We start from the raw sequence: 18939 nt of genomic DNA, 5'->3' as shown, positions 1-18939 counted from the left end.
CTGTGGATGCAGGGCGCCGCAGCCGGTCTTGCATTGGGCGCCTTGCCCGCTGCTTCGTCTGCTTCAAGGACATCTCCAATGATCGATCTTGTCGTTTGCAATGCGCGCATCACCACACTCGATCCGCGTCAGCCCAGCGCCACTGCCATTGCGGTTGCCGACGGACGCATCGTGGCAGTCGGCGACGACGCGCAAATCATGGCCCTGGCGAAAGGTGCACGCAGCATCGATGCGCAGGCGCGGCGCCTGCTGCCCGGCCTTAACGACAGCCACACCCATCTGATTCGTGGCGGTTTGAATTACAACCTGGAGCTGCGCTGGGACGGCGTGCGCTCGCTGGCCGACGCGATGGCGATGTTGAAGGCGCAGGTCGACCGCACGCCGGCGCCGCAGTGGGTGCGCGTAGTCGGCGGCTTCACCGCCTATCAATTCGCTGAAAAGCGGCTGCCCACGTTGGACGAAATCAACGCCATCGCACCAGACACGCCGGTGTTTCTGTTGCATCTGTACGACCGCGCCTTGCTCAACCGCGCGGCGCTGCGTGCCTGCGGCTACGACAAGGCCACGCCAGATCCGCCGGGCGGGCGCATCGAGCGCGACAAGTTAGGCAATCCCACCGGCCTGCTGCTGGCCAAGCCCAACGCGTTGATCCTCTACGCAAGCCTGGCCAAAGGCCCACGCCTGCCACTGGAATATCAAGCCAATTCCACCCGCCATTTCATGCGCGAACTCAACCGGTTGGGGATCACCTCGGTGATCGATGCCGGCGGTGGTTTCCAGAATTATCCGGAGGACTACCAGGTCATCGAACAGCTGCATGCGGCCGATCAACTAAGCGTGCGCATCGCCTACAACTTGTTCACCCAGAACAAGGGCAAGGAGGTCGAAGACTTCCGTGGCTGGACCGAGTTACTGCCGGTGCGCAAGGGCGATGATCTGCTACGCCACAATGGCGCTGGCGAGATGCTGGTGTTTTCCGCTGCTGACTTCGAGCAGTTCAGCGAGCCGCGTCCTGAGCTGCCGCCGGAACTGGAACCCGAGCTGGAGCAGGTGGTGCGACTGCTGGTGGAAAAGCGCTGGCCGTTCCGCATCCATGCAACCTACGACGAAAGCATCGCGCGCATTCTCGACGTGTACGAAAAGGTCAACGCAGACATCCCGTTCGACGGCTTGCACTGGTTTATCGACCATGCCGAAACGATTACCCCGCGCAACATCGATCGCATCCGCGCATTGAATGGCGGTATCGCCGTGCAACATCGCATGGCCTATCAGGGCGAAGCGTTCGTGCAGCGCTATGGCGTGCAAGCCGCAAAACAAACACCGCCTGTGCGGCGCATGCTGGCTGCGGGAATTGCGGTCGGCGCAGGCACCGATGCCACGCGCGTGGCCAGCTACAACCCGTGGGTGGCGCTGTCGTGGCTGGTCACCGGCCGCACCGTGGGTGGCCTGGCGTTATACGGCGAAGAGAATCTGCTCGATCGCGAACAGGCGTTACGGCTTTGGACGCAGGGCAGCGCCTGGTTTTCCGGCGACGAGGCCAACAAGGGCACGCTGGCGGTGGGGCGGTTGGCCGATTTCATCGTATTGTCCGACGATTATTTTCGTGTTGACGATGCGGCCATCGCCGACATCACCAGTGTGCTGACCGTGTTGGGCGGGCGTGTTGTGCACGGTGACGGCGACTTTGCCGCGCTGGCACCCACGCTGCCACCGGCCATGCCGGACTGGTCGCCGGTGAATCGCTTTGGCGGCTATCACGTCGGTGGCTTAGGCAGCGGGCTGTCCGCTGCAACGCACGTGCACGGCCACGGCCACGGCTGTAGCGCCCACGGCGCGCATGGACACGCAGCGCAGCATGCTGCACCTACCGACGACCTGCGCGGTTTCTGGGGCGCATTGGGCTGCGCATGTTTCGCGTTTTGATGGCGCTATCGCCACCACACATGCGTGCACGCGCGTTGAACGCCGCACACCTTCGCATCGTCTGTTTCATCCCATTGCCTGGAACCTTGCCGCGATGACTGTTTCTGCCGCACCTGCCGAAGGTGGTGCCTGGGCGCCGCTGCGTGAGCCAGTGTTTCGTGCGTTGTGGCTGGCGATTCTGGGTAGCAATATCGGCACCTGGATCAATGATGTTGCCGCCTCCTGGGTGATGGCCGAACAGACCGGCTCACCGTTGATGGTGGCGGCGGTGCAATCGGCCACCACCTTGCCGGTGGTGCTGTTCGCGCTGGTCGCCGGCACGCTGGCCGACATCGTCGACCGACGCCGCTATCTGATGTTCACCCAGGGCTGGATGCTGCTGGTGGCGGGCACGCTCGCCATGCTGGCGCATCTGCAGTTGCTGACGCCGTGGTTGCTCGTTGCGCTGACCTTCGCGATGGGCATGGGCGCAGCAATGGCGATGCCGGCGCAGGCGGCGATTGTCTCGGAACTCGTGCCGCGTCCGATGCTGGCCTCCGCGGTGGCGCTCAATTCCATCGGCATGAATATCGCCCGCTCGATCGGGCCGGCCGTGGGCGGGATGGTCGTGGCGCAATTCGGCCCGCCATGGGCATTCCTGCTCAACGGGCTGACGTTCGGCTTGATGCTGTGCGTGTTGTGGCGATGGCACCGCGATGTGCATGCCTCGGCCTTGCCGCCGGAGAGCTTCGGCGCAGGCCTGCGTGCCGGCTTGCGTTACGCCGCGCGGGCCGGCCGCCTGCAGGCAGTGCTGATCAAGGCCGCCGGGTTCTTCCTGTTTGCCAGTGCATTGACCGCGTTGTTGCCGCTGGTAGTGCGCCGCGATATGCAGCTGGGCGCCGGCAGCTACGGCATTCTGCTGGGCTGCATCGGTATCGGCGCAATCAGCGGTGCCTTGCTGTTGCCGCGCCTGCGTGCGCGCTACGACCGCGACATGCTGGTGTTTGTCGCCACCCTGGTCTGCGCTGCATCGCTATTGGGGTTGGCGCTATCGCGGCAGATCGGCGTGTTGTGCGTGGTGATGGTGGTGAACGGTCTGGCCTGGATCACCGTGCTGTCGTCGTTGCAGATCGCCGCACAAACCTCCGTGCCTGCATGGGTGCGTGCACGTGCGCTGTCGCTGTACATCGTGGTGTTTTCTGCCGGCATGGCCAGCGGCTCGCTGTTATGGGGTGCGTTGGCGCAACGCACGTCGATTGCGACAGCCCTGCAGATCGCCGCCGTGGGTGCAGTAATCGCAGCGTTGCTGGTCAAACGCGCACGCATTGCCGGAACCGAACAGCTGGATCTCGCGCCCGGCGGGCATTGGCCTGCACCTGCGCAATCGGACAGCGTTGAGCATGACCGCGGGCCGGTGCTGGTGACGGTGGAATACCGTATCGCTGCCGACGCACGCAGCCCGTTCTTACAGTTGATGACGCAACTGGGCAATGCGCGTCGGCGCGATGGCGCCGTGGTCTGGGGCATTGCCGAAGACGTTGCAACACCTGGCGTGCAACTGGAGTACTTCATCGTCGCTTCGTGGTTGGAGCATCTGCGCCAACACGAACGCATCACCGGCGACGACCGCCACTTGCAGGAGCAGATCCGTGCCCTGCATCAAGGCGAACGCGCACCGCTAGTGCGCCACTTCGTCGGTGGCGGCGGTGTGGCGCTGCCGCCGCATGCGCATTCGGATATCTGATGCCCATGCATTGGAAGTTCATCGGCGGTGTTGTGCTGCGTAGCAAGCGGCTTGGGTTGCTGTGCGGCAGGCATTCCATCGCCTGGACCAATAGCCCTTGCCTGCGCGCTACCGGTGCTGGCAATGGCATGCGGCTAGGCATTGGACGACCGCTTTTTGGGGCGTCGTGCTGCACGTAATCTGGTGCATCGCGGCGGACCCAGCGGCCACACGGCGGTGGGGGCGACGCATGAGGCTGGCATTACTCCGTGTATTGCTCGCATCGGCTGCCGCTTGCTCGGTTCACTTGCTACGTAACAAGGAACGCCAAGCCTTCAGTGCCCAACCGAGACGCCGCGCTCGCCGCTCGCGGGACCGTTGGCGGCATGGATGCCGCCAACGAACCTACATGGACCTACTGCGGCGTGTCCCGCGAGCGGCGAGGGCACCGCGACCTCGATCAACTGAGCTTTTGACTGATTCCAGGAAGAGCGGCGAACCACTCCGACGCTTGTCACCAGGCGGGCCTGGCTGGCGTTGGAAAGCAACATGCGCCACTCTTCCGCTGCCGGTATGGGCGCGGGGTTTAGGCGACTGACGACTGTCTGCTTGTTTCGCCAGCTGCTCATGAATACACCATCAGTAACGCCAGAATCAAAAAAGCCGACTCTCACGAGCCAGACTTTTGCGGATCCGTTTGAGCGGATCAGGCTTTTGCAAACGCCAGCAGATCCTTGTTGAACTGATCGGTATGGGTGAAGGTCAGGCCGTGCGGTGCACCGGCATAGATCTTTAAGTCTGCATTCTTGATGATCTTGGCCGAAGCCTTGCCGGATGCATCGATCGGTACGATCTGATCATCATCACCGTGTACTACCAGCGCCGGCACGTCGATCTTCTTCAGGTCGGGCGTGTAATCGACTTCGGAAAATTCCTTGATGCAGTCGTACTGGCCCTTGTGTCCACCCAACATGCCCTGCAGCCAGAACGAATCGCGCATACCCTGGGTGACCTTGCTGCCGGCGCGGTTGGCGCCGAAGAACGGCGTGGTCAGGTCCTGATAAAACTGCGAACGATCCTTGGCCACACTGTCGCGAATGCCGTCGAACACACTCATCGGCAAGCCGCCCGGGTTGGTCGGGCTCTTCACCATCTGCGGCGGCACCGCGCCGACCATCACCACCTTGGCGACGCGCTTGCTGCCATGGCGGCCGACGTAGTGCGCTACTTCGCCGCCACCGGTGGAATGACCGACCAGGATCGCGTCCTTCAAATCCAGCGCCTCGATCACCGCAGCCAGATCGTCTGCGTAGGTATCCATGTCGTTGCCGTCCCAGGTCTGCGATGAACGGCCGTGGCTGCGGCGGTCATGCGCAATCACGCGATAGCCGTGCTGACCCATGAACAGCATCTGCGCATCCCAGGCATCGGCACTGAGCGGCCAGCCATGCGAAAACACGACCGGCTGGCCCTTGCCCCAGTCCTTGTAAAAAATGTTGGCGCCGTCGGGACGTTTGACGAAATTGGACATCGGGTGGACTCCTTGAGTGGACGAGTGGGGAGACAAGGTGGATTGCGCACGCGTGGCCACGGCAGCACTGGCGCAAGTGGGTAGCGATAACGCTGCCACGGCTGCCGTGCCGGAAATGAGAAAGCTGCGGCGTCCGGCATCGGCCGGATGCGTCTCGAGCTGATCCATAAAAACTCCTGCAGGGCGAGGGCATGCAGCCCGGCGGTCGCATGCGCGCGCAAACGCGTCATGCCGGCGTGCCCACGCGGCGCAAGGCCATCGCAGGCAACAGACAAACCGGTGCATGCGCCAAGTAGAGCGCGAGTGGCATGCACGCAGATTGCATGCGCGTGCGCAGTGCACCTGCTAGCGCGTGGACTGTGATGGGTTCGCGCGATGCGCAGGCCAAACTGGAAGATGCGGCAACGCACACGGCCGCTTACGGCGCGGCAAATCACGGCCATCAGTCACGGTGCGTATTGAAGCGAGCCGTGCGAAAGGTCTTCTTTCAGCTTCCGATCCGCACAGCGCAGCTAATCGAACCCAAGCGCAGCGCCTAAGGAAGAGGCCGTCGCTCAGTGCAGCGCGGTATCCCACAGCAGCTTCAGATTCAGGCACAGGATCACCGCCGCGATCACCCAGGCGATGCGCACCAGCCAGGCCGGCGCCACCAATGCGCCCATCAATTGCCGGTCGGAGACAAAGCGCACCAGCGGAATTACCGCAAACGGCAATTGCATCGACAACACCACCTGGCTCAGCACCAACAACCGCGCGGTGCCGGCTTCGCCGTATAGCCAGGTCACGATCACCACCGGCACGATGGCGATGCCGCGGGTGAGCAGGCGCCGCACCCATGGCGGCAGGCGCAACTGCAGAAAGCCTTCCATCACGATCTGCCCGGCCAGCGTGGCAGTCACGGTGGAGTTGATGCCGGAAGCAAGCAGCGCTACCGCGAATAGGGTCGAGGCCAGGCCAACACCCAGCATCGGCGCCAGCAGCGCATGCGCCTGCTCGATTTCCTGCACGTCGGTGCGGCCATGCGCATGGAACACCGCCGCCGCCAGGATCAGGATCGAGGCATTGATAAACAGCGCGAACATCAAAGCAATGGTGCTGTCGGTGACCGCCCAGCGCAGCGCCGATTTCCGGCCGACATCGGTCCGCGGATACGCGCGTGTCTGCACGATCGACGAATGCAGATACAGGTTATGCGGCATCACCGTTGCACCAATGATGCCGATTGCCAGGTACAGCGCCTGCGGGTCGGTGACCACCTGCGCACGCGGAACGAAACCGCCCAGCACCGCCGCGATCGGCGGCGCGGCCAACGCAATCTGGATGCCGAAGCACACGAAGATGAGCAGCAGCAGTGCGATTACGAACGCTTCAAGCGCGCGGAAACCGCGGTTCATCAGCAACAACACCAGCACCACATCCACCGCAGTGATGATCGCGCCCACGGTGAGCGGGAGGCCGAACAGCAGCTTCAATGCAATCGCGGTGCCGATCACCTCGGCCAGATCGCAGGCGATGATCGCCAGTTCGCAAATGCCCCATAGCGCCAGATTGACGCCGCGCGGATACCGCATGCGGCAGGCCTGCGCCAGGTCCAGCCCGGTTGCGATACCCAGCCGCGCCGACAGGCCCTGCAGCACGATCGCCATCAGGTTCGACAACAGGATCACCGACAACAACAGATAGCCGAACTGCGAACCGCCCGCCAGATCGGTGGCCCAGTTGCCCGGATCCATGTAGCCCACCGACACCATGTAGCCCGGCCCCAGAAACGCCAGCAGCCGGAACCACCAATGGCCGCCCTTGGGCACGGAGACGCTGGCGTGGTGGTCGCCTAGCCCACCGGTGGCGGTAGCTGACGATGGCGCTGAGGCGGTGGTGTCGGCGGACATGCGGGGAGGCCAGGACGGGTCGACGAGAATGATATAGCAAATGCTATGCTATTGAGCATTGGCAAACTCAATCGTATTGATCGGCCGCGTGCTTCAAACTAAGCATCCCGGCACGACGCCGGCGACGATAGCGAGGACAAGGGTGGGCAAGAGCGAAAAGGGGGAAGCGGCCGCGCCGGTCCTGATCGATGCGCAGGTGCACGTGGAAAGCTTCCGTCAGGTGCGCGAAGCGCGCCGCGCCGAGCTGGTCGAAGACTATGTGGAGTTGATCTCCGATCTGCTGGTCGATGGCGGTGAAGCGCGTCAGGTCGACATCGCTGCGCGCCTGGGCGTGGCGCAACCCACCGTGGCCAAGATGCTCAAGCGGCTGGTGCGCGATGGTTGGGTGATACAGCGGCCCTACCGTGGCGTGTTCCTGACCCCGGCCGGCGAAGCGTTGGCGGCATCCAGCCGGCAGCGGCACCAGATCGTGGAGCGCTTCCTGCTTGCGCTTGGTATCGATGAAGCCACGGCGCGCCGCGACGCGGAAGGCATCGAGCACCATGTGAGCGAGGCGACGGTTGCTGCGTTTGCCGCGTTCCTGGAACGTCAAGGCGGTTCAGCCACGTGAGCTTGCCTGCAGAGCCCACCGATGCGCCGATCGATACGCCACATTCGGCGATCGACCTCCACTGGATGCAGCACGCCCTGCACTTGGCCGAGCGTGCCGAGCGCGACTATGACGAGATTCCGGTTGGTGCGCTGGTCGTCGATGCCGAAGGCAACGTGCTGGGCGAAGGTTGGAACTTTAATATCGCCAGCCACGATCCCAGCGCGCATGCCGAAATCGTGGCGATGCGCGAAGCCGGGCGCCGGCTGGCCAATCATCGCCTGATCGGCTGCACGCTGTACGTCACCCTGGAGCCGTGCGCGATGTGCGCGATGGCGATGATCCATGCGCGGATCGCGCGCGTGGTCTTCGCCGCCAGCGACCCCAAAACTGGCGCTTGCGGCAGCGTGTTCGACCTGCTGGCCGACCCGCGCCACAATCACCATGTGCGGGTCAGCGGTGGCGTGCTTGCGGCCGAGGCGAGCTTGCGGCTGACCAATTATTTCAGGGCCAAGCGCGGCAAGCCGCCACTTGCGCCCTGAGCGACGTGGCCGCGGTATGATCGCGCCTTTTTCAGCACCCGGCCGGCGACGGCCTTCCACAGGACGGCGATATGGCAGAGAACCTTGCAGGCAACGACCGACTGATCTGGATCGATCTGGAAATGACCGGCCTGGATACCGATCGCGATTCGATCATCGAGATCGCCACCATCGTGACCGATGCGCAGTTGAATGTGCTTGCCGAGGGGCCGGAACTGGCCATCGCGCATCCGCTGGAAACCCTGGAAGCGATGGACGAGTGGAACCGCAACCAGCACCGCCGTTCGGGCCTGTGGCAGCGTGTGCTCGATAGCCAGGTGACACATGCGCAGGCCGAAGCGCAGACGGTGGCATTTTTGAGCGAGTGGATCCGCGCTGGCGCCTCGCCGATGTGCGGCAACTCGATCTGCCAAGACCGCCGCTTCCTGCACCGGCAGATGCCGCGCCTGGAGCGCTATTTCCATTACCGCAATCTGGATGTGTCCACCATCAAGGAACTTGCGCGGCGTTGGGCGCCGACGGTGGCCAATGGGTTCGCCAAGAGCTCAGCCCACACCGCCCTGAGCGATGTGCGCGATTCGATCGACGAGCTGCGTCACTATCGTCAGTTCATGGGCGCGCTTGGTGGCGATATCGCTGCGGGCGTGGAAGGCTGAGAACCTGCAGGCGCGTGTTGCGTATAGGGGGGGGCAGCCTCGTGAACCGTGAAGTTGGATGAGGTGTGTAGCGCGCAGTTGAAGCGATTTCAGCTTTAGTTTTTCGCATCCCTCGTCAACACGACCCGTAGCCATCCACACCGGAAAAAAGGCCGCATCATCCGATGCGGCCTTTTTGTTTTCCACTCCGGTATTGCCTGTCTGATCGCGTCAACGCGCCAACGAAGGTCCCTTGTTCAGATCGCCATCGTCGGTGACGCCGTTGAGCAATAGATCGGCGATCGGTTTGCCATCGGCATCGTGGTGATACACGTGCAGATCGCGCTGCGGGTAGGGGATGTTGAGTCCATTTTCCAGCAGCTGATTGCGGATCTGTTCCAGCGTGGTGCTCTTGGCTGCACCGAAGTTACCGTTGGTGGCATACGCGAACAACATCAGATCGACCGTACTTTCGCCCAGGTTGGTGACCTGCACAAACGGAGCCGGCGATTCCAGGATGTTCGGGTTGTCCTTGGCAATCTGCAGCAACAACTGCTGCGCCTTCTTCAAATCGTCCTGGTAGCCCACGCCCACGGTGACTTCCAGGCGGCGGTTGGGCAGGGTGCTGTAGTTGACGATCGGTGCAGTGGTAATGGTGCTGTTGGGCAGGGTGATCATGCGTTCGTCGAACGAACGGATGCGGGTCTGGAAGATCCGGATCTCGTCGACGACGCCTTCCTGGCCCGCGATCAACACGTGGTCGCCATCGCGCATTGGTCGCAGCACGATCAGCATCACGCCTGCGGCGATGTTGGACAACGAATCCTTCAATGCCAGGCCGACTGCCAGGCCTGCCGCACCGAGTACTGCGATCAGCGAGGTCGGTGGCACGCCGATCTGGCTCAACGCACTGACGAACACCAACACCAGCAACAACGCATACATCACGTTGCGCAGGAAGTTGGTCAGTGTGATCTCCACGCGTGCGCGGGTGAGCGCACGGTGCAACCATTGGCTGAGTTGCCTGGCCAGCCACATGCCGACCACGACGATCAGCAGTGCCACGCCCCAATTGACTGCGTACTGCGCCCAAGGGATGGTGGCCCAATTGAACGCCGGCTCGGTGGCCGCCGCCGGTTTCGCAACCGCGGCTCCCGCTGCCGGCGTTGCAGCAGCTGCTCCCGCAGCTGCCGCCCACACTGCACCGAACAGTCCCATCAGCTCTCGCTCTTGAGCTTGGCCAAGCGCAGCCAGGTATCGACCACGGTGTCAGGGTTCAACGACACCGACTCGATGCCTTCCTGCATCAGCCACTCGGCCAGTTCGGGGTGATCCGACGGCCCCTGGCCGCAGATGCCCACGTACTTGCCCTTGGCGCGCGCCGACTTGATTGCCATCGACAGCAGCTTCTTCACCGCCGGGTTTCGCTCGTCGAACAGGTGCGCCACGATCGACGAATCGCGGTCCAGGCCCAGGGTGAGCTGGGTCAGGTCGTTGGAGCCGATCGAGAAGCCGTCGAAGATCTCCAGGAACTCATCGGCCAGCAGCGCGTTGGATGGCAGCTCGCACATCATGATGATCTTCAGCCCGTTCTCGCCTTGCTTGAGCCCGTTCTGCTCCAGCACTTCGATCACCTTGCGGCCTTCTTCCAGCGTGCGAACGAACGGGATCATCACCCAGAGGTTGTCCAGGCCCATCTCGTTGCGCACCTTCAGCACCGCCTTGCACTCCAGCGCGAACGCCTTGGTGAAGGAGGGATCGACGTAACGGCTGGCGCCGCGGAAGCCGATCATCGGGTTTTCTTCATGCGGCTCGTAACGCGAACCGCCGATCAGGTTGGCGTATTCGTTGGACTTGAAGTCCGACAGACGCACGATCACCGTATTCGGCGCTACCGACGCGGTCAGCGTCGCGATGCCTTCGGCCAGGCGGTTGACGTAGAAGCTCACCGGATCGCCGTAACCGGCAATCTTGGCGTCGATCTTCTTGCGGACGTCGGCGTCCTGCTTGTCGTATTCCAGCAGCGCGTTCGGGTGAATACCGATGTGCGCGGCGATGATCATTTCAAGACGCGCCAGACCGATACCGGCGTTCGGCAGCTGGCCGAAGTCGAATGCACGTTCCGGGTTGGCCACGTTCATCATGATCTTGAGCGGGGCAGGCGGCATGTTGCCCAGATCGGTGGTGGTGCGCTCGAACGGCAGCAGGCCTTCGTAGATGAAGCCGGTGTCGCCTTCGGCGCAGCTCACAGTCACTTCCTGGCCGTCGCTGAGCACGTCGGTGGCGTTGCCCGAGCCCACCACGGCCGGCACACCGAGTTCACGCGCGATGATCGCCGCGTGGCAGGTACGGCCGCCACGATTGGTGACGATCGCCGAAGCGCGCTTCATCACCGGCTCCCAATCGGGGTCGGTCATGTCAGCGATCAACACATCGCCCGCCTGCACGCGATTCATGTCGTCCAGCGAGCGCACCACGCGCGCCACACCGCTGCCGATCTTGGCACCGACGGCGCGGCCTTCGACCAGGATCTTGGCGTCCTTGGCTTCCAGCGAGAAACGTTCGATCTGGGTGGCGTGGCTGCGCGACTTCACCGTTTCCGGGCGCGCCTGCACGATAAACAGCTTGCCGCTGACGCCGTCTTTTGCCCACTCGATGTCCATCGGGCGGCCGTAATGCTTTTCGATCACCAGCGCTTGCTTGGAAAGCTCCTGCACGTCTTCGTCGCTGATGGAGAAGGTGCTGCGCAATTCCACCGGGGTTTCTTCGGTGCGCACGCGTTCGCCCGGCACATCCGAGTACACCATGCGAATGGCCTTGCTACCGAGCGAACGGCGCAGAATCGCCGGCTTGCCCGCGGTGAGCGTGGGCTTGTAGACGTAGAACTCGTCCGGGTTGACCGCGCCTTGCACGACCATTTCGCCCAAGCCGAAGCTCGAGGTGACGAACACCACATCGCGGAAACCGGATTCGGTGTCCAGCGTGAACAACACGCCGGCCGCACCGACGCCCGAGCGCACCATCAACTGCACGCCGGCCGAAAGGAAGACGTCTTCGTGCTTGAAGCCATGATGCACGCGATAGGCAATCGCGCGATCGTTGTAGAGGCTGGCGAACACTTCCTTGACCTTGTGCACCACATCGTCGGCGCCGGTCACATTGAGAAAGGTTTCCTGCTGGCCTGCAAACGAGGCGTCCGGTAGATCTTCGGCGGTGGCCGAGGAGCGCACGGCCACCGCAACATCGCCGCCGCCGTTTTCGGCGCATAGCTGCTCGTAAGCGCTGCGAATGTCGCGGTCCAGTTCCGGCTGCAGCGGTGCGTCGATCACCCAGCCACGGATTTCCTTGCCGGCGAGGGTGAGTGCGTTGACGTCTTCGACATCCAGCGTCGCCAACTTGTCGAAGATGCGCTTGGACAAATCGTTGTGCGCGATGAAGTCCTTGAAAGCTTCCGCGGTGGTTGCATATCCACCGGGAACCGAGACGCCCAACCCAGCCAGGTTGCCGATCATCTCGCCAAGTGAGGAATTCTTACCGCCTACGCGGGCCAGGTCGGCCAAGCGTAGCTCATGCAACCACAGGATATTCTCGTTCAAGCGCGATGCTCCGTAAGGCCATCGCCCGAGCGGGCTGAATGGCCGCGACCGTAGGAAGAAGCCGCTATGATGCAGTGCACAGCGGAATATGCACAAGCATGAACCCGTAAGTTTTGGACACTAGTTCAAAGAGGTGGTCTTGATGTCAACAATTCGGCCGGTGTTTTACGTCTCCGATGGAACCGGTATCACCGCTGAAACGATTGGGCATAGCCTGCTCACACAGTTCAGCGGATTCAATTTTGTCACCGACCGCATGTCGTTCATTGATGATGCAGAAAAAGCACGTGATGCCGCGATGCGTGTGCGCGCTGCAGGCGAGCGGTACCAAGTGCGCCCGGTGGTGGTCAATTCGTGCGTCGACCCACAATTGAGCATGATCCTGGCCGAAAGCGGCGCGCTGATGCTGGATGTGTTCGCACCCTTCATCGAGCCGTTGGAGCGCGAGCTCAACGCGCCGCGTCATTCGCGTGTGGGTCGCGCGCACGGCATGGTGGATTTCGAGACTTACCACCGCCGTATCAACGCGATGAACTTCGCGCTGAGTCACGACGATGGCATTGCACTGAATTACGATGAGGCCGACGTGATCCTGGTGGCGGTGTCGCGCGCGGGCAAAACGCCGACCTGCATCTATCTGGCCTTGCATTACGGCATTCGCGCCGCCAATTATCCGCTCACCGACGAAGATCTGGAAAACGAACAGCTGCCGCCGCGGTTGCGCAATTACCGCAGCAAGTTGTTTGGTCTGACCATCGATCCGGAGCGGCTGCAGCAGATTCGGCAGGAGCGGCGTGCGAATTCGCGCTACAGCGCAGCAGAAACCTGCCGTCGCGAAGTAGCGATTGCCGAGCGCATGTTCCAGATGGAGCGCATTCCCTCGCTCAGCACCACCAATACGTCGATCGAAGAAATTTCCAGCAAGGTGTTGTCTACGTTGGGACTGCAGCGCGAAATGTTTTGAGCGGGCAGTGGGGATTGGACAGTCGGGATTAGTGGCCGTCACTTGCGTTCGGCCGCAATGCACATCGGCTCGAAAGAGCTGCCAACGCGGTTCCGTCGGCGGCTGGGGGAAACGAAGCGGGCGGGGCAGTGCTCCGCCAAGGTAGGCCTGCGGTTGGGCCCTCGTCAATGCTGCCCGTGCGGCGGCGCAGCGTGTAGGATCGGTCCATGGCCCAAGCACTGAGCAAACTCGAACGCATTCCCAAACTGAGCCGCTTTGGCTGGCTGATGGGCTTGTACGCAGAAAACTTCCAGCATCTGACTCGGCTATTCGCTCCGGCCGATCTGGCCCCCGGCTCCTACGTGTCGTCGATCGGCGACGGTTTGAACCTGCGGCTGGACGTGATCGAATGCCATCGCTACACGGTGGAGCTGCGGCTGACCTACGACCTGTGTGACCCGGTCACCGGCGAGCCGGACCCGTCTGCGTACGTGCGCCTGTACCGCGACGCGCGTCAGGCAGAGACCACGCATTGCTATGTCGGTCGTCGCTGGCAAGACGTGATGGGTATGTTCCCGCCGCCGGCCGAGCTGATCAGCCACCGCATGCGGATGAATACGTTCCTGGGCAAGTGGCTGGAGTACCTGGCCGAGCGTGGCCACGGCGTTGCGACGCTGCGCCTGGATACCGATTATGTGGCACCGCCGCGGCCGAACCCGCAGGCCGCCGTCAGCTGAGCTGTTGTTTTCCGGCGGACGTGCGCCAGGCCGCTTCGGTCAACCGCTTCAGTCATACTGATGCGCTTCGTTTCAGATCGCGTGCCATGCCCTATACCCCGATTGTCGCCACGCTTGGCTACCTGTTGTCGCCGGACGGCACCCAGGTGCTGATGATTCACCGCAATGCCCGTCCCGGCGACCAGCATCTGGGCAAATACAACGGCCTGGGCGGCAAGCTGGAACCGGAAGAAGACGTGCTGGCCTGCATGCGCCGCGAAATTCGCGAAGAAGCCGGGGTCGACTGCGGCGAGATGCAACTACGCGGCACCATCAGCTGGCCGGGCTTCGGCAAGCAGGGCGAAGACTGGCTGGGCTTCGTGTTCCTGATCCGCAGCTTCGAAGGCACGCCGCACACTTCCAATCCGGAGGGCACGCTGGAATGGATCGCGATCGACCGCATGGACGAGGTGCCAATGTGGGAAGGCGACCGCCATTTCCTGCCGCTGGTGTTCGATGGCGACCCGCGCCCATTCCACGGTGTCATGCCGTATCGCGACGGGCGCATGCAGTCGTGGACGTATTCGCGCATCTGATCGGTTTGCGTGCCAGCGGCTTGCGCAGTACGTGAGATACGCGTTGCTGATACCGCGCCAGTAGGACGTTAGCCGAACGCGACTGCAGCGTTTCGACCTTCTGCCAGCGATGTGGGGCAGCGATCTAGCACTCGGCGCCAGATCGGCGTGCAGTGCCGACTAGCAGCGCAGCATCTGTCACCAGCCAAGCTCAACCGTTCCATTTGAACCTCGATCATCGGGAGCATCTCGGCTCTCCATGGAACGGCGAACGTCCGTCAGTTCTCCACACCCCCTGTGGATGGACGCTGCGCAAGTCTGTGGACAAGCGCGCAGCCGTTGCGCCAGCTGGCGGGCGCAACGGCTGGTCAAAATTTCGCCAGCGCGTTTATTGCGCCGTCCAGCCGCCGTCGATGGCGATGGATTGCCCAGTGATGTTGCGTGCAGCATGCGACATCAGAAACGCCACGGTGCCGGCCAGCTCGTCGTAGTCGATAAAGGCGCCCTTGGGCATTGGCTTGAGCATCACCTCGCGGATCACCGCGTCTTCGGCGATGCCGCGAATACGCGCCTGATCGGCGATTTGCCGCTCCACCAGCGGCGTGCGCACGTAGCTGGGGCACAGCGTGTTGACGGTGATGTCGTCATCGGCGGTTTCCAGGGCGATGACCTTGGCCAGGCCCACCAGCCCATGCTTGGCGGCGACATACGCGCTCTTGTACGGGCTGGCCACCAGCGAGTGGATACTGCCGATGTTGACGATGCGGCCATAGCCGCCCGCGCGCATGCCAGGCAGCACGGCGCGACTCAGGCGTGCGGCGCCGGTGAGCATCACATCCAGCAGCAGTGCCCACTGTTGCATCGGGAATTCTTCCAGCGCGGCCACGTGCTGCAGGCCGGCATTGTTCACCAGCACTTGCGGCGCGCGGGATACGCCTGCCAGTGCCTGCGCGATGCTGTCTGCGTCGGTGACGTCCAGCGCCAGCGCTTCGGCCGAGCCGCCGGCCTGGCGCAACGTATGCGCCGTGCGCTCGGCGGCCGCCAGCTGCATATCGCTGACGATCAGGTGATGGCCGTCGGCCGCCAGCTGGGTGGCGATACCGGCGCCAATGCCGCTGCCCGCGCCGGTAATCAGGATGCTGCGCATCGGGTGTCCTCACGAAGTCATGCGCGGCCTGGAGCGGTCACGCGGATCGCCAGCCTAGCCGAGTGTGGCGAAACGGTCGCCTGCATCGCGCGCGCGCGTTACCCTTCGTGTCTTGCTCACCTCAGGCTCCGCATGAAACGCCATTTTTCGATGCTGCGCGATTTCCAACTGGCGGACTGGTTCACGCTTGCCAACGCGTTCTGCGGCACCGGCGCGGTGTTTGCGGCAATGCGGTTCCTGCAAGAAGGGCATCGTGGCGATTTGTTGCTGGGGATGGCGCTGATTCCGCTGGCATTCGTGTTCGATGCGCTGGACGGGCACGTGGCGCGCTGGCGCAAGGCGTCTTCCACCCTGGGCCGTGAGCTGGATTCGCTGGCGGACGTGATTTCCTTCGGCGTGGCGCCGGCAGCGCTGGGGTATGCCTGCGGCATGCGTGGCGGTTGGGATTGGTTGGTGCTGAGCTATTTCGTCTGCTGCGGCGTGAGCCGGCTGGCGCGCTACAACGTCACCGCCGAGGAGATCGCCGGCGAGGCCGACAAGGTGCCGTATTTCGAAGGCACGCCCATTCCCACCAGCCTGCTGCTGGTGATCCTGCTCGCGGTTGCCGCCAGCAGCGGGCATATCGGCGAGACCTTGTGGTGGGGCCAGTGGCAGCTGGGGCCGTGGCAGTTCCACCCACTGGTATTGTTGTTTGCGGTGTCCGGCTCGCTGATGATCAGCAAGACGCTGCGAATCCCCAAACCCTGAGCGGCACGCTGGTATGCACGCGGTAGGATGGATTGGTGAACGGTCACGGGATGGAATGATGGCAAGCAACGGTTCGGACAACGGCAACTTCGATGACAAGGCGCGCCAATACTGGGCTGCCTGGGGAGATGCCATGCGCCACGGCCAGGCCGGCGCCGCTGCGCAACAACCGCCGCCTGCGTCCGGTGGCGACGCCCCGCAGGATTGGCGCAAGGCGGTGGATTGGTGGTCGCAGTTGCTGCCCACGCAGGCCGCACCGCAGGCGCAGGAGGCGATCAACCGCTTCCGTACCCACGCCGGCGATTGGTTCGGCACCATGCAGCAAGTGGCCGCGCAGTTTGCCGGGCGCGATACCTCGGCCAATGAAGTGGCCGATGCCTGGCGCCAGGCCGTGCAAGGGCAGGGCGAACAGCTGATGCAGTGGACGCTGGGCTCGCTGCGCGGTGGTAGCCCGGGCGGGTTCGACCCGTGGCTGCAGGAAGCGGCGCAGACGCTGCAAAAGTGGCGGGAGGAAAACGCACCGTGGCTGGACATGCCGGCGTTTGGTTTGAACCGCAATCACCAGTCGCGCCTACAAAAGTTGGCCCGCGCGCAGCAGGATTTTCAGGCCCAATCGGAGGCCTATGGCGAGCAACTCAAGGCGGCGATCGAACAGGCGTTTGCCCGTTTTGCGTCAAAGCTCAGCGAACACGAGAGCAGTGGCAGCCAGTTGACCAGCGCCCGCGCCTTGTTCGACCTGTGGATCGAAGCGGCCGAAGAATCCTATGCCGACGTCGCCTTGTCGGACCAGTTTCGCCAGGTGTATGGCGGCTTCGCCAATGCGCACATGCGCCTGCGCGCTGCGCTACAGGAAGAGATCGAGCAGCTCAGCGAACGCGTCGGCATGCCGACGCGCTCGGAGATGGACGCTGCGCATCGCCGCATCGCTGAACTGGAACGCCTGGTCAGGCGGATGCTGCGCACCGCAGCGTCACCGCCGAGCAAGCCCACAGCGCCCGAAGCTGATCCGGTCGCACCAGCCGCCGGCAAGCGTGCGTCGGCCGCCAAGCAGCGCAGCGCAGCGCGGCCGGCCACGGCTGCGCAGGCGGTGAAGCAGGGCGCATCGACGAAGGCGTCCGTCAAAAAGTCTGCGGCGCCGAAGGCTTCACCTAAAAAGACTTCGGCCATCACTCAGTCAGCGAAAAAGACGCCGGCTAAAAAGAGCACTGGCGCGAAGCACTCGACCAAGCCTGCGGCCGGCAAATCCGGTGCACACAAGCCACGTGGAGCGCAGGCATGAAAGGCCCGTTGGGATTCAGCGCCGAAGATCTGATGCAGGAAACCCTGTCGATGCAACGCAAGTTGCGCGAAGGGCTCAAGCTGCTGCCCGGCGTGGATGATGTGGATTACGGCGTCACCGAGCGCGAAGAAATCTGGCGCGACGGCAAGGTGGTGCTGTATCGCTTCATCGGCGAGCAGGCCCCGGTGGCCAAGACGCCGCTACTGATCGTCTACGCGCTGGTCAATCGCCCGTACATGGTCGATCTGCAGGCGGATCGCTCACTGGTGAAGGGGCTGCTGAGTCACGGCCAGGACGTCTACGTGCTGGACTGGGGTTACCCGGACCGCTCCGAGCGCTACCTCACGCTGGAAGATTATTTGCTGCGCTATATCGATGGCGCAGTGGATCACCTGCGCGCGCAATCCGGGCTGGAGGCGGTCGATGTGCTCGGCATCTGCCAGGGCGGCACGTTCTCGCTGTGCTACGCCGCGCTGCAACGCGACAAGGTGCGCAACCTGATCACGATGGTGACGCCGGTGGATTTCCACACCCCCGACAACATGCTGTCCAACTGGGCGCGCATGGTCGATGTGGATCTGTTCGTGGAAACGATGGGCAACGTGCCGGCGGATCTGATGAACGCCAGCTACATGATGCTCAAGCCGTTCCGGCTCAATCTGCAGAAATATGTGGGCCTGCTCGACATCCTTGACGACAAGCAGGCGCTGGAAGATTTCCTGCGCATGGAAAAATGGATCTTCGATTCGCCGGACCTCGCCGGTGAAGCCTTCCGCGAATTCGTCACCTTGTTCTACCAGCGCAATGGGCTGGTCACCGGGCAGGTGAGCATCGGCGGGCAGGCGGTCGACCTGCAGGCGCTCGACATGCCGGTGCTGAATATCTATGCCGAACACGATCACCTGGTGCCGCCGGATGCCTCGCGGGCACTGGGTGCTCTGGTCGGCAGCGACGATTACAGTGAACTGAGCTTCCGCGGTGGACATATCGGGATCTACGTCTCCGGGCGTGCGCAGCGCGAGGTGCCGGTGGCGATCCATCGCTGGTTGCAGGAACGTGGCGGGAATGGGTGACATCGCGGCCTGCCGCACGCGCAGGTGACGCTGCGCTGAGCAGGTCGTG

17 protein-coding genes and 1 pseudogene are annotated in these 18939 nt (G+C 63.2%); 12 read left to right on the top strand and 6 right to left on the bottom strand.

The genetic code is table 11. The annotated features are described in order from the left end of the window. The first annotated feature begins 78 nt into the window (after positions 1 to 78). The 3 genes and pseudogenes from KWO_RS11450 to KWO_RS23005 all read left to right on the top strand — a co-directional run. Positions 79 to 1926, top strand: a complete 1848-nt coding sequence (locus tag KWO_RS11450) for an amidohydrolase (RefSeq protein WP_010378888.1) — start codon at positions 79 to 81, stop codon at positions 1924 to 1926. Between the two features lie 94 nt (positions 1927 to 2020). Then, the gene (locus KWO_RS11445) at positions 2021 to 3649 is read left to right on the top strand and encodes an MFS transporter (protein WP_017113192.1); all 1629 of its coding nucleotides are present in this window, start codon (positions 2021 to 2023) and stop codon (positions 3647 to 3649) included. A 5-nt stretch (positions 3650 to 3654) separates the two neighbouring features. Beyond that, positions 3655 to 3856: pseudogene (locus KWO_RS23005) on the top strand (xapx domain-containing protein); the annotation flags it as partial. Between the two features lie 107 nt (positions 3857 to 3963). Here the strand turns inward: KWO_RS23005 and KWO_RS22565 are convergent. From KWO_RS22565 to KWO_RS11430, 3 genes are all read right to left on the bottom strand, one after another. After that, positions 3964 to 4179, bottom strand: a complete 216-nt coding sequence (locus KWO_RS22565; protein WP_159102204.1) for a hypothetical protein — start codon at positions 4177 to 4179, stop codon at positions 3964 to 3966. Between the two features lie 155 nt (positions 4180 to 4334). Further along, the gene (locus KWO_RS11435) at positions 4335 to 5159 is read right to left on the bottom strand and encodes an alpha/beta fold hydrolase (protein WP_010378881.1); all 825 of its coding nucleotides are present in this window, start codon (positions 5157 to 5159) and stop codon (positions 4335 to 4337) included. A gap of 554 nt (positions 5160 to 5713) precedes the next feature. After that, entirely contained in the window at positions 5714 to 7048 is a 1335-nt protein-coding gene (locus KWO_RS11430) for an Nramp family divalent metal transporter (protein ID WP_010378875.1), read from the bottom strand. A 142-nt stretch (positions 7049 to 7190) separates the two neighbouring features. Between KWO_RS11430 and mntR the strand changes: the two genes are divergently transcribed. From mntR to orn, 3 genes are all read left to right on the top strand, one after another. Next, entirely contained in the window at positions 7191 to 7658 is a 468-nt protein-coding gene (gene mntR / locus KWO_RS11425; RefSeq protein ID WP_010373212.1) for a manganese-binding transcriptional regulator MntR, read from the top strand. A gap of 65 nt (positions 7659 to 7723) precedes the next feature. Then, on the top strand, positions 7724 to 8179 hold the full coding sequence (gene tadA, locus KWO_RS11420; protein ID WP_116678119.1) for a tRNA adenosine(34) deaminase TadA: 456 nt from the start codon (positions 7724 to 7726) through the stop codon (positions 8177 to 8179). A 71-nt stretch (positions 8180 to 8250) separates the two neighbouring features. Continuing rightward, positions 8251 to 8835 carry an oligoribonuclease gene (gene orn / locus KWO_RS11415; protein WP_010373214.1) on the top strand — a complete coding sequence of 195 codons (585 nt, stop codon included), beginning with the start codon at positions 8251 to 8253 and terminating at the stop codon, positions 8833 to 8835. Between the two features lie 210 nt (positions 8836 to 9045). Here the strand turns inward: orn and KWO_RS11410 are convergent, their stop codons facing one another. Beyond that, complete coding sequence (locus tag KWO_RS11410; RefSeq protein WP_010373215.1) at positions 9046 to 10032, bottom strand: mechanosensitive ion channel family protein; 987 nt, start codon at positions 10030 to 10032, stop codon at positions 9046 to 9048. After that, positions 10032 to 12410, bottom strand: coding sequence for a phosphoenolpyruvate synthase (gene ppsA, locus KWO_RS11405; protein ID WP_017113190.1), 2379 nt, complete (start codon positions 12408 to 12410; stop codon positions 10032 to 10034). The genes KWO_RS11410 and ppsA overlap by 1 nt, the downstream gene beginning before the upstream one ends. Positions 12411 to 12552: 142 nt before the next feature. On the opposite strand from ppsA, the gene ppsR reads away from it, so the two are divergent. From ppsR to KWO_RS11390, 3 genes are all read left to right on the top strand, one after another. Next, entirely contained in the window at positions 12553 to 13374 is an 822-nt protein-coding gene (gene ppsR, locus KWO_RS11400) for a posphoenolpyruvate synthetase regulatory kinase/phosphorylase PpsR (RefSeq protein ID WP_010373220.1), read from the top strand. A 206-nt stretch (positions 13375 to 13580) separates the two neighbouring features. Next, positions 13581 to 14090: a DUF1249 domain-containing protein gene (locus tag KWO_RS11395; RefSeq protein WP_010373224.1), complete on the top strand. Its 510-nt coding sequence runs from the start codon at positions 13581 to 13583 to the stop codon at positions 14088 to 14090. Between the two features lie 86 nt (positions 14091 to 14176). Beyond that, the gene (locus KWO_RS11390; RefSeq protein ID WP_010378864.1) at positions 14177 to 14665 is read left to right on the top strand and encodes an NUDIX hydrolase; all 489 of its coding nucleotides are present in this window, start codon (positions 14177 to 14179) and stop codon (positions 14663 to 14665) included. Between the two features lie 367 nt (positions 14666 to 15032). Here the strand turns inward: KWO_RS11390 and KWO_RS11385 are convergent, their stop codons facing one another. Next, entirely contained in the window at positions 15033 to 15791 is a 759-nt protein-coding gene (locus KWO_RS11385) for a 3-hydroxybutyrate dehydrogenase (RefSeq protein WP_010373229.1), read from the bottom strand. Between the two features lie 132 nt (positions 15792 to 15923). Here KWO_RS11385 and KWO_RS11380 point away from each other — a divergent pair, with 132 nt between their 5' ends. From KWO_RS11380 to KWO_RS11370, 3 genes are read left to right on the top strand one after another with little or no spacing between them, the layout of a single operon-like run. Continuing rightward, a complete protein-coding gene (locus KWO_RS11380) occupies positions 15924 to 16538 on the top strand; it encodes a CDP-alcohol phosphatidyltransferase family protein (RefSeq protein ID WP_010373231.1) in 615 nt (204 codons plus the stop codon). A gap of 55 nt (positions 16539 to 16593) precedes the next feature. Then, on the top strand, positions 16594 to 17817 hold the full coding sequence (phaE, locus tag KWO_RS11375) for a class III poly(R)-hydroxyalkanoic acid synthase subunit PhaE (protein WP_026113245.1): 1224 nt from the start codon (positions 16594 to 16596) through the stop codon (positions 17815 to 17817). Next, positions 17814 to 18890, top strand: coding sequence for a class III poly(R)-hydroxyalkanoic acid synthase subunit PhaC (locus KWO_RS11370; protein WP_010378847.1), 1077 nt, complete (start codon positions 17814 to 17816; stop codon positions 18888 to 18890). Before phaE ends, KWO_RS11370 begins: the two co-directional genes overlap by 4 nt. Positions 18891 to 18939: the final 49 nt, after the last annotated feature.

The sequence above is a fragment of the Xanthomonas vasicola pv. musacearum NCPPB 4379 genome (genome assembly GCF_000277895.2).
In the GTDB taxonomy this organism is placed as follows: domain Bacteria; phylum Pseudomonadota; class Gammaproteobacteria; order Xanthomonadales; family Xanthomonadaceae; genus Xanthomonas; species Xanthomonas vasicola.
This window is presented reverse-complemented; position numbering and strand designations above follow the sequence as displayed.

Coding starts and splice junctions, on each gene's coding strand:
- KWO_RS11450 (WP_010378888.1), top strand. CDS start 79: ATGATCGATCTTGTCGTTTGCAATGCGCGCATCACCACACTCGATCCG.
- KWO_RS11445 (WP_017113192.1), top strand. CDS start 2,021: ATGACTGTTTCTGCCGCACCTGCCGAAGGTGGTGCCTGGGCGCCGCTG.
- KWO_RS22565 (WP_159102204.1), bottom strand. CDS start 4,179: ATGTTGCTTTCCAACGCCAGCCAGGCCCGCCTGGTGACAAGCGTCGGA.
- KWO_RS11435 (WP_010378881.1), bottom strand. CDS start 5,159: ATGTCCAATTTCGTCAAACGTCCCGACGGCGCCAACATTTTTTACAAG.
- KWO_RS11430 (WP_010378875.1), bottom strand. CDS start 7,048: ATGTCCGCCGACACCACCGCCTCAGCGCCATCGTCAGCTACCGCCACC.
- tadA (WP_116678119.1), top strand. CDS start 7,724: ATGCAGCACGCCCTGCACTTGGCCGAGCGTGCCGAGCGCGACTATGAC.
- orn (WP_010373214.1), top strand. CDS start 8,251: ATGGCAGAGAACCTTGCAGGCAACGACCGACTGATCTGGATCGATCTG.
- KWO_RS11410 (WP_010373215.1), bottom strand. CDS start 10,032: ATGGGACTGTTCGGTGCAGTGTGGGCGGCAGCTGCGGGAGCAGCTGCT.
- ppsR (WP_010373220.1), top strand. CDS start 12,553: ATGTCAACAATTCGGCCGGTGTTTTACGTCTCCGATGGAACCGGTATC.
- KWO_RS11395 (WP_010373224.1), top strand. CDS start 13,581: ATGGCCCAAGCACTGAGCAAACTCGAACGCATTCCCAAACTGAGCCGC.
- KWO_RS11390 (WP_010378864.1), top strand. CDS start 14,177: ATGCCCTATACCCCGATTGTCGCCACGCTTGGCTACCTGTTGTCGCCG.
- KWO_RS11385 (WP_010373229.1), bottom strand. CDS start 15,791: ATGCGCAGCATCCTGATTACCGGCGCGGGCAGCGGCATTGGCGCCGGT.
- KWO_RS11380 (WP_010373231.1), top strand. CDS start 15,924: ATGAAACGCCATTTTTCGATGCTGCGCGATTTCCAACTGGCGGACTGG.
- phaE (WP_026113245.1), top strand. CDS start 16,594: ATGATGGCAAGCAACGGTTCGGACAACGGCAACTTCGATGACAAGGCG.
- KWO_RS11370 (WP_010378847.1), top strand. CDS start 17,814: ATGAAAGGCCCGTTGGGATTCAGCGCCGAAGATCTGATGCAGGAAACC.